8 protein-coding genes and 1 pseudogene are annotated in these 9,067 nt (G+C 62.6%); 8 read left to right on the top strand and 1 reads right to left on the bottom strand.

The genetic code is table 11. From position 1 onward, the window contains the following. The 8 genes and pseudogenes from murB to Q0176_RS02855 all read left to right on the top strand — a co-directional run. The coding region (gene murB / locus Q0176_RS02885) for a UDP-N-acetylmuramate dehydrogenase (RefSeq protein ID WP_299299078.1) at positions 1-965 on the top strand (965 nt) is incomplete at its 5' end. 12 nt (positions 966-977) lie between these two features. Further along, entirely contained in the window at positions 978-1,760 is a 783-nt protein-coding gene (locus Q0176_RS02880; RefSeq protein ID WP_299299076.1) for a hypothetical protein, read from the top strand. Further along, positions 1,761-3,044, top strand: coding sequence for a cell division protein FtsA (ftsA, locus tag Q0176_RS02875; protein WP_299299074.1), 1,284 nt, complete (start codon positions 1,761-1,763; stop codon positions 3,042-3,044). Positions 3,045-3,164: 120 nt separating this feature from the next. Continuing rightward, positions 3,165-4,354: pseudogene (gene ftsZ / locus Q0176_RS02870) on the top strand (cell division protein FtsZ). Between the two features lie 104 nt (positions 4,355-4,458). Beyond that, positions 4,459-5,298 (top strand): SPOR domain-containing protein, encoded by an 840-nt coding sequence (locus Q0176_RS11195; RefSeq protein WP_366797083.1) that lies wholly within the window; start codon positions 4,459-4,461, stop codon positions 5,296-5,298. A gap of 36 nt (positions 5,299-5,334) precedes the next feature. Beyond that, positions 5,335-6,669, top strand: coding sequence for a folylpolyglutamate synthase/dihydrofolate synthase family protein (locus tag Q0176_RS02865; RefSeq protein ID WP_299299072.1), 1,335 nt, complete (start codon positions 5,335-5,337; stop codon positions 6,667-6,669). A 22-nt stretch (positions 6,670-6,691) separates the two neighbouring features. Beyond that, positions 6,692-7,489: a polyphenol oxidase family protein gene (locus Q0176_RS02860; protein WP_299299070.1), complete on the top strand. Its 798-nt coding sequence runs from the start codon at positions 6,692-6,694 to the stop codon at positions 7,487-7,489. A gap of 168 nt (positions 7,490-7,657) precedes the next feature. Then, a complete protein-coding gene (locus tag Q0176_RS02855) occupies positions 7,658-8,641 on the top strand; it encodes a Gfo/Idh/MocA family oxidoreductase (RefSeq protein ID WP_299299067.1) in 984 nt (327 codons plus the stop codon). Between the two features lie 120 nt (positions 8,642-8,761). Here the strand turns inward: Q0176_RS02855 and Q0176_RS02850 are convergent, their stop codons facing one another. After that, positions 8,762-8,962, bottom strand: a complete 201-nt coding sequence (locus Q0176_RS02850; RefSeq protein ID WP_299299065.1) for a cold-shock protein — start codon at positions 8,960-8,962, stop codon at positions 8,762-8,764. Between the last annotated feature and the right edge of the window lie 105 nt (positions 8,963-9,067).

Raw genomic sequence — 9,067 nt, 5'->3', positions numbered from 1 at the left:
TGCATTGTCCCGTGGAACGGGACAGGCCCCTGTCGGCCCTCTCCACCCTGGGGGTGGGGGGATGGGCGCAGTGTTACGCCGAGCCAACGGAGCTCGAGGACTTCCTCGTCCTGCGTCGGTTTTCCCATCGGGAAGGCGTGCCCTTTCATATCGTCGGAGGGGGGAGCAACGTCGTCTTCGCGGACGGACCGATTCCGGGCGTCGTCGTCTCGACCCGCCGATGGAGCGCCGTCCGGTGGCTGCCGCGGGAGGATCGCGTTGTGGCGGACGTGCAGGCGGGGTATGGTCTCGCCTCCCTGGTGGCTGCCGCGGCAAAACGGGGCTTGACGGGATTGGAGTTTGCCCTGGGGATCCCCGGGACCGTGGGTGGTGCCGTCGCCGGAAACGCGGGGGCCGGAGGGCGGAGTGTCGGCGACGGGCTCGAAGAGGTGCTCTCCGCGGAGCCGGACGGGACCCTTCGCAGGTGGAGGGCGGAGGAGTTCTCCTGTTCCTATCGCAGGTGTTCTCTCTCGGAGCCGGGGCGTTTGCTCCTATCCTGTAAAATGATCCTGGGCCCGGCCCCCAGGGCCGAGATCGAGGAGAGCCTGGAGCGCTTCCGATCCGCCCGGAGGATACAGCCTCATGGCGGCAGGAGCGCGGGCTGCAGCTTCAAGAACCCGGACGGCGAGAGCGCCGGACGCCTTCTGGACCGCTGCGGCTGTAAGGGGATGGCCATAGGGGATGCCGTCGTGTCCGACCGTCACGCCAACTTCATCCTGAACCGCGGCCGTGCGACGGCGGGGGATGTTCTGTCCCTGCTGCGGGCCTGTCGGCGCAGGGTGTTCGAGCGCACGGGGGTCCTGCTCGAGCCGGAGGTCCGGTTTCTGGGATGGGAACCTGCCTGGGATGAGGAGCCAGCCCCGGATATGAAGAACGCATTGAGCCGGGCTCCCCGGTCTTGTCCTTACGGGGAAACTTTTTGTTGAGGGAGCGGTGTTTTGCGTCGGATGAAGTTTCTTCTGTTCGTGATGTTCCTCGGCGGAGTCTGGCGCCTCTACGAGTACAACGAGTGGATGTCGCTGAAGGGCTGCCGTATCGAGGCCGACAATCAGGCTCTGGAGAAGCGTTTTTGGAAGATCCTTCCGGCGCGGAGCGTGCGTTTCTGGCTCTTCTTCCTTCGGGATGCGGAGAGGGTGAAGGAGTTTCTGGAGCGTGCCTCGCCTGTGACCGTGTCCACCCGCATGGACGGGTTCGGCCGTTTCGTCACCACGATGAAATGGCTGAAGCCATGGCTGAGGGTGCAGTGGCGCGGCCGGCTGTGGTGCATCTCGCGGGAGGGCCGCATGTGGGATGCTTCGGACTCGGGCGAATCGCCCGGGGGCCTGGAGGTGAAAGGGCCGGTCTGGCACTTGGCTTCGTTGAGCGACGATGTGCGGCCCATGCCGTCGGGGGTCTTTTCGTCCCCGATATCGATCGATGCCGTCGCCGCGTTTCTGCAGGAATATCAGGATTATCCGTGGTTCGGCACCGTGAAGGAGATCGTCCTGGACCGCAGGGCCGGGGCCGAACTCTACCGTTTGACCCTCGAGAGGGGAAAACAGAAATTCGAGCTCTTGATACAACGGAGCAAATATGGCGGCCAGGAGCTGGGGGCCATGTTGGGGGACATCCTGGAGAAGCTTGCGAAGGAAGCCGGCAATCACAGGATCGACGCCACTTACGAAGGGAAGATATTGTTGCGGAGTCTACCCGGCGGGCCAAACGAAGGGAGTTTGAAATAATTGCATAGGGAGACGGACATCTTAGTCGGACTTAGCGTTGGAACCACGAAAGTCACCGTTATCGTGGCGGGAAGGGACCCGCGCTACCAGGATTCCGTCCAGGTGATCGGCGTGGGATGCTCCCCTTCACGCGGTATCTCAAAGGGCGTTATCGTCAATTTGAACGAGGCTACGGAGTCCGTCCTGAACGCGGTGAGAGATGCCGAGAACATCGTGGGACAGGAGTTGACGTCGGCCGTCGTTGCGTTCAACTCCCTGGAGGTGAACAGCGTCATGACGGAGGGGATGGTGGCGCTGGGGGGACGCGAGCCCAGCCGGGTCGAGATCCCGGATCTGGATCGGGTGATCGAAGCCGCTCAGAGTCGGCTTTCCCTCTCCAAGAACACGCTCTCCGTGCATACGATCCCGGTCCGTTATTTTCTGGACGACCGTTCGGTCGACGAGCCTCTCAATATGACGGGGATGCGCCTCGAGATGGCGCTTCAGACCGTTTCCGTCCCAAAGACCTATGTGCAGAACGTCATTACCTGCGTCGAGGATGCGAGGATACATGTGGAGGGCCTGGTCATCAAGCCCCTCGCCTCCTCCCTGGGGGCGTTGACGAACGAGGAGATGCGCATCGGGACCGTATCCCTGTCCATTGGGGGCGGTTCGACGGGCCTCGTCCTCTATCAGGCCGGCCGGCCTTTCAAGATTCGGAGTTTCCCCATCGGCGGGGACCACATCACGAACGATCTTGCCGGAGTGCTTCGGATCTCGCTGGAGAAGGCGGAGGACCTCAAGAAACGCCTTTTCACCGAGGAGGAGGAGACGCTTCGGAGCGAGGGGATCGACGTCGGCCTGGCCCTTGACGTGATCTGCGCCAGGGTGGAGGAGCTGTTTGTGGATCATGTTCGGGAGGCGCTTCGGGAGTGCGACCCTCAGCTCTTCCCCGGAGGTGTCGTCCTGTCCGGAGGCGTCGCCGGGACTCCCGGGATCGGGGAGATGCTCTCCGATATCCTGAGTATGCCGGTCCGCATCGCAAACCCAGGGGCGCTCTACCCCATGCCCCCCGGCCGCGAGGACCCAAGCTATGTCAGTGCGGCAGGGCTTCTGAGGTATATTCTGTACCACCGGCGTTATCCGCATCTTTTCATCGAACCGCCGCAGACGGAGCTGCTCCCGCTGCCGAGGGCCGGGGTCAAAGAGCCCGTGGAGCCCTATCGAAGTCCGTCGTCGGGGCCTAAATGGAACATGAAAAATATGCTGGATAAAATAAGGGAAAACATCAAAGACCTGTTTTGACGGCTGACGAGTGCCTGAACCGTAACTTTAAGGACGATTCGTGTTTCTTGACGAGGAGGCAATGGCCGAAGCGGCACGGGGCCAAACGTCGGATTCGGAGATCGGCAGGGAGGACTATCGATGGAGCAGACTCAAATGTTTCAGCTTACTGATTCCATAAAACAGCGGGAGAACATCATCGTCTTCGGGGTGGGCGGCGGCGGCGGCAACGCTTTGAACCACATCATCAACTCCGGTTTGGAGGGCGTGGAATTCGTCGCGGCCAACACGGATGCCAAGGCGTTGGCCCTGAACAAGGCTCCCAACAAAATCGTGTTGGGTGAGAAGCTGACCCGCGGCCTCGGAGCGGGGCCAACCCCCAGGTGGGGATGGATGCCGCCAAGGAGTCCATGGATCGCATCAAGGAATACATCGAGGGAGCGGACATGCTTTTCGTCACGGCGGGCATGGGAGGCGGAACGGGGACCGGAGCGGCTCCCGTCATCGCCGATATCGCCCGTGAGATGGGCATCCTCGTCGTCGCCGTGGTGACCCTTCCCTTCAGCTTCGAGATGCAGAAGCGTTTTCTGACGGCCCAGGACGGCATCGCCCGCCTGAAGGACAACGTCGACGCGCTGCTTGTCGTCGAGAACGACCGGCTTCTGGGACTGGCCGACGAGAAGCTGCGGCTGGTGGACGCCTATCAGATGGTGGACGAGGTCCTGCGTCAGGCCGTCCAGGGCGTGACGGACCTGATCGTGAAACCGGGGGTCATCAATCTCGATTTTGCGGATATCAAGACGGTCATGCGCAACGCGGGGTCCGCGATCATGGGAATCGGCGTGGGGGAGGGGGACAGCCGTGCCGAGCTGGCCGCCAAGGCGGCGATCAAGTCCCCGCTCATGTCCGTTCCGATGCAGGGCGCCAAGGGGATCCTTTTCAACGTGACGACGGGGTCCGACGTCACGCTCGCTGAGATGGCCCGCGCAGCCGAGGTCATCAAGTCCACGGCTGATCCCACTGCCGAGGTGATCTGGGGACACGTCATCGACGACGAAGTTGGGGACGCCATCCGTCTGACCCTCATCGCGACGGGATTCCCGGAGAGCAAGGCCAAGCCGGCGCCGGTTGTGGAGAAGTCCAGGAAGGAAGTCCCCTCTCCGTCCGTTCGGACGATTTCCTCGCTCTTCAGCTCCAGGAAGAACGAGGGGAACGGCTTCGAGGAGGCCCGGCTGCAGGCGCCGGGGGAGGAGGAGACCGATCTGTTTCGAGGGGTCCCGAAGACGGCCTACGATCTGCCCGCCATCTACCGGAAGCGCCAGCAGGAGTAAGGACTTCGGGCTTCTCGACGTAGAGTGAGGGGGTCGGACTATTGGCTTCACGAGAAAGCAGGCGTTATAAACGAAGAGGGGTCTCGATATCCTTCGGAGATATCATGTTGCCGTTCGTGGGTATTGTGGCGATCGGCCTCTTGGTCGTTGCCGGAAAATTGTTCTTCGTGAGCGGAGTCCGCGTGGATCGAAACGCCGTACTCCTGGCACGAAACCGCCAGCCTGTCGAACCCGGAGCGGCGCAGGCGGAGACGGGCGAACGGAAGGTCGTTCCTCCGTCCCCCGAGGGAACGGGGGACTCGTCGGCCTTCGCCGGGGCCTCCTCGGATGCGGCGTTGAATGGAAAACCGCTGGGGCAGCGCAGGGTCTCCATGACCCTGGACGTCCTGGCCATCCCTTATGGAGACGTTTCGTCCGAAAAGGCCGGCCAAAAGGCAGCCTCGCCCAGAAAAGAGGCAGCGCCCAGAAGAGAGGTAGTCTCGCCCAAGAAAGATGCTGATGCACCCAGACCTGCGGGGAAACGCGTGAATGTCGTCGTCTCGCCGCCCCCCAGGTCCCGGAAAACTCCGGTCGAGCCTCCAAAAGCCTCGCCCCCGCCTTCGCCTCGAACTGCCCGTAAGGCTGAACCCGGGCCTGCCCCGACCAAGCGGCGCGAGGTTCCGGTGACGCCTCCGGCGCCCCCGGCGCCGCCCAAGCAGGCTCCCAATCCAAAGAGTCCGCCATGGCGCGTGCAGGTGGGGGCATTCTCGACCAAGGAGTCCGCTTCCGAGGTCTCGCGGAAACTGTCGCAGTCCGGCTATAAGGTTTCCATCCTGTCCGGAGTCCGGTTCCACAGGGTCGTGGTTCAGGCCGGTTCGTCGCGGCAGGATGCGTTGACCCTTGCTTCGCGCCTCCATAAGGAAGGTTTCCCCGATGCGTTTTCCATCCCTCCGCTCGCTTATTGACGGAGGCGTCCCGAGAAGGAAGGAGCGAGCATCATCATGATTCGAGAGGTCCATGTCCCGGGGGCGGAGGACTTCGACGATGTCGAGTCGCTTTTGGCCCTTGCGGCCTCCCCGGGGATTCGCCCCGGCCTGGAGCGGGTCAGGCGCCTTCTGGAGCTCCTGGGGAACCCTCAGGACGACTATCCGGCCCTGCATGTGGTTGGGACGAACGGCAAGGGCTCGACCTGCGCCTTTCTGGAGTCCGTCCTGCGGGCCGCGGGATACCGGACGGCCTTTTACAGCAGCCCTCACCTGGAGAGCCCCGGGGAACGCCTTTTGATTGCGGGGCGCCCACTCGCTGCGGACCGATGGATGGCTGCGGTTCAAAAAACTGTGGATGCCGTGAGGGGAGACTCGTCGCTCGAGGCGGATCCCCCCTCTTATTTTGAGATGGTCACGGCGGCGGCCTTTTGCCTTGCGTCGGAGGAACGGGCGGACGTCGCAGTGGTCGAGGCGGGCCTGGGGGGAAGGCTGGATGCGACGAACCTGCTGGGCGACGTCGTCTGTTCCGTCGTCGCCTCCATCTCCAGGGATCACTCCGAATACCTGGGGGACACGCTCGAGAGGATCGCGGGGGAGAAATTCGCCGTCGTGCGCCCCGGCGTTCCGGCCTGTTGCCTGGGGGATAATGCCGGGCTGATCCCGCTCTTCAAGTCCTTCTGTGCCCGGGCGGGAGCCCTGCCCTACGTCGTCTCCGAGGATTCCGAGGCGATCAACGTCCGTGTGACGGACTGCGGATGCTCCTTCGATTTTATCGGAAAAAGCCTGTCCCTTCGGGATGTTCGCATTCGCATGGTCGGACGTTATCAGGTGTCCAACGCGGCGCTTGCCCTGTCGGTCCTGGAACGGACGTGGGATCGTTTTCCCCGGCTCACCCCCGAAAGCGTTCGCGAAGGGATGGAGGCCGCCTTCTGGCCGGGCCGCCTGGAGGTGGTGCGGAAAGCCCCCCTCGTCGTCCTGGATGGGGGGCACAATGAGGACGGGGTCCGGAAGCTGGTGGAGAGCGTCCGGGAACTCTGGCCGGGCCGCAGGGTCGGAATCGTGTACGCGGCCATGCGGGACAAGGAGTACGGAGCCTGTCTTTCCCTGCTGCAGGGCCTGTCGCCGGCGCTTTATGTCACGGCCGTCCCCAGGCTTTCGAGGAGCCTCGAGCCCGCCGGGCTCCTGAAGGCGGCCGAGGGCTTTTCGTGGCGGAACGCCCCATGTCCTTTCGATTCCCCCCTCGACGCCGTGGAGGCCGCGGCGGCGGAGAACGAAGTCGTCCTCGTCTGCGGCAGCCTCTACCTGATCGGCTGGATTCGTCCCAGGCTGCAGGGGCTGAAAAATGAATGAAGCGGGAGAAGGATGGTTGAAGATGGATCCCTTGTCGAGACGCCTGCGGTGCACCCCGGATCATTTCGCGGTAACGGAGCGGGACGGACAGACGGCCCTGGAGTTCTTGCCGGATGTCTCGTTTGCGGAGGTCCGGCTGTTCATGAGGGGGAGGCTGCTGGATGCCTCGGGCGGGAGGGCCGGGGTTATTCGGGAGCGCCTGACCTGTTGGCTGGGCGAGCCCCTTCCGCTGGTTGCGCCCCATCAGGTCCATGGGGTCTCGATCCTCGATTCCGTGCCGGAAAACGTCCTGCCCCTTACGCCCAAGGCCGACGGGGTCCTCTTGACGAGTCCCGGCCTGGAGGCGTCGCTGCGTTTTGCGGACTGCGCCCCCGTGGTGGTCATGCCCTCCGGGGAATGGGCCGCCGCCGGAACGCCCTGGGTGCTCCTGATGCACTCCGGTTATAAGGGAACGGTGCAGAACATCGTTCGCTCCGGGCTCGACGAGGTGGCCAGACGTTTCGGGGCCGATGCCGTGCGCTCGGCCTCCGCCTGGGTGGGGCCCTGCATCGGCGGGGGCAATTATCCCCGCACGATGGAGGAGTGGACGGCCCGGGGCCTCGAGGCCTTCCGTGCCGAGAACGTCTGTGAGATGGAGGGGCATTTCTATTTCGACATTGCGGGAGAGATTCGGCTGCAGCTGATGGAGTCGGGGATCGACCAGGACCGCATCTTCGTTTCGTGTCTGGATACCTTCGAGCGCCGGGAGGTCTGTTATTCCTACAGAGGGGGAGACCGGGAGGACAGGATGTTCCTTCACGCCCGTCTGCGCCCGGCCTGAGGCGTTTTTTTCGTCCTTCCGGAGAAACTTGCTTCGGGATATGCCACAAAATCGTCTCCGACGGGGATAATAAAAGCGAAGCAAAAAGAAAAGGGGCCTCGTTGAGGATCGAAGGTCTTGAGCGTTCGAGACTCCTTTGTCTCATACGAATCCTGGAGGACAACCGCGATGGAATCGGCGATCAAGAGGGTGGGCGTGATTGGCGTCGGCCATTTGGGGCAGCATCACGCACGGGTATATACGGAGCTTTTGGATGCACGCCTGGTCGGCATTGTGGATCGGGACGAGGAGCGTGCGCATCTGATAGGCGAGAATCTTGGGGTCCCCGCCTATTCCACGATGGAGGAGCTGATCGCCCGGCAGGCCCCGGATGCGGTCTCGATCGTCGTCCCTACCAGCCTTCATTTCGATGTGGCCAGGGCGGCGATGGAGGCGGGCATCCATGTCCTGGTGGAGAAGCCGGTGACGACCCGTCCCGATGAGGCCGAGGAGCTGCTGAAGCTCGCCGCGAAGAAGGACCTAGTCCTTCAGGTCGGCCACATCGAGCGGTTCAACAGCGCCGTGCGCTATATCTCCCAGACGGTTCACACCCCGATCTATCTGGAGTCCAAACGGATAGGGCCTTTCTCCCCGCGCATCAACGATGTGGGGGTCGTCCTGGACCTGATGATCCACGACATCGATATCGTCCTCTCCCTGGTCTCGTCCCCCATAGCCCGGATCGCGGCGACGGGGCGGTGCGTCCATACGGACCACGAGGACATCGCCGATGCCCAGATCACCTTCGAGAACGGGGTCATGGCCCACATCCTGGTCAGCCGCGTCTCGGAGAAGAAGCAGCGGCAGCTGGACATCATGGAGCCCCAGCGCCACATCACGGTGAACTACGAGACGCAGACCGTCCAGATCAATCGGTGCGTCCGGGACTCCAACGGGCAGACCGAGATCCTGGAGACGCCGATCTTCCCCAAGAGCGAGCCCCTCAAGCTGGAGCTGGCCCATTTTATCGGCTGCGTCAGGGAGAGGCGCCAGCCCCTCGTGGGGATACGGGACGGCAAACGTGCCTTGGAGGTCGCCATCGAGGTGCTGCGTCAGATCCACGAACGCCCTGCCGCGCAGGGGGATATGGCGCAGTTGGGGGCCGTTTCCTGAAAAAACGGAGGGAACGGGGAACCGCTTGCGGGGGCGGCGGATTATGTCGAGCAAATAAAAAGGGAGCCCCCCGGGGCTCCGTTTCTTTGTTTCGTTAGCCTGGAACTTGGAAAGGGTGGCTTAGAGCTTTTCGACGTTGGCTGCCTGGGGACCTTTCTCGCCGTTCACGATTTCAAAAGACACCTTCTGGCCTTCGGCAAGGGTTTTGAATCCATCACCAAGAATAGCGCTGTAGTGCACAAAGACATCCTTACCTTCATCAGCCGTAATGAAACCATACCCCTTGCTCTCGTTGAACCACTTCACGGTACCCTGAGCCATCAAGAAAAGCCTCCTAAAACAGAAGAAATTACCGACCCTTAAGACGGTGTAGATACAGATTACAGTGATTGTGAGGATATGTCAAGGGGCAGAGAGCAGCTTGTC

This window comes from uncultured Fretibacterium sp., from assembly GCF_938040765.1.
Lineage (GTDB): Bacteria > Synergistota > Synergistia > Synergistales > Aminobacteriaceae > CAJPSE01.
This window is presented reverse-complemented; position numbering and strand designations above follow the sequence as displayed.

Bases quoted from the DNA above. Each gene is read 5' to 3' on its own strand.
- Q0176_RS11195 (WP_366797083.1), top strand. From the start codon at position 4,459: ATGTTGCCGTTCGTGGGTATTGTGGCGATCGGCCTCTTGGTCGTTGCC.
- Q0176_RS02865 (WP_299299072.1), top strand. From the start codon at position 5,335: ATGATTCGAGAGGTCCATGTCCCGGGGGCGGAGGACTTCGACGATGTC.
- Q0176_RS02860 (WP_299299070.1), top strand. From the start codon at position 6,692: ATGGATCCCTTGTCGAGACGCCTGCGGTGCACCCCGGATCATTTCGCG.
- Q0176_RS02855 (WP_299299067.1), top strand. From the start codon at position 7,658: ATGGAATCGGCGATCAAGAGGGTGGGCGTGATTGGCGTCGGCCATTTG.
- Q0176_RS02850 (WP_299299065.1), bottom strand. From the start codon at position 8,962: ATGGCTCAGGGTACCGTGAAGTGGTTCAACGAGAGCAAGGGGTATGGT.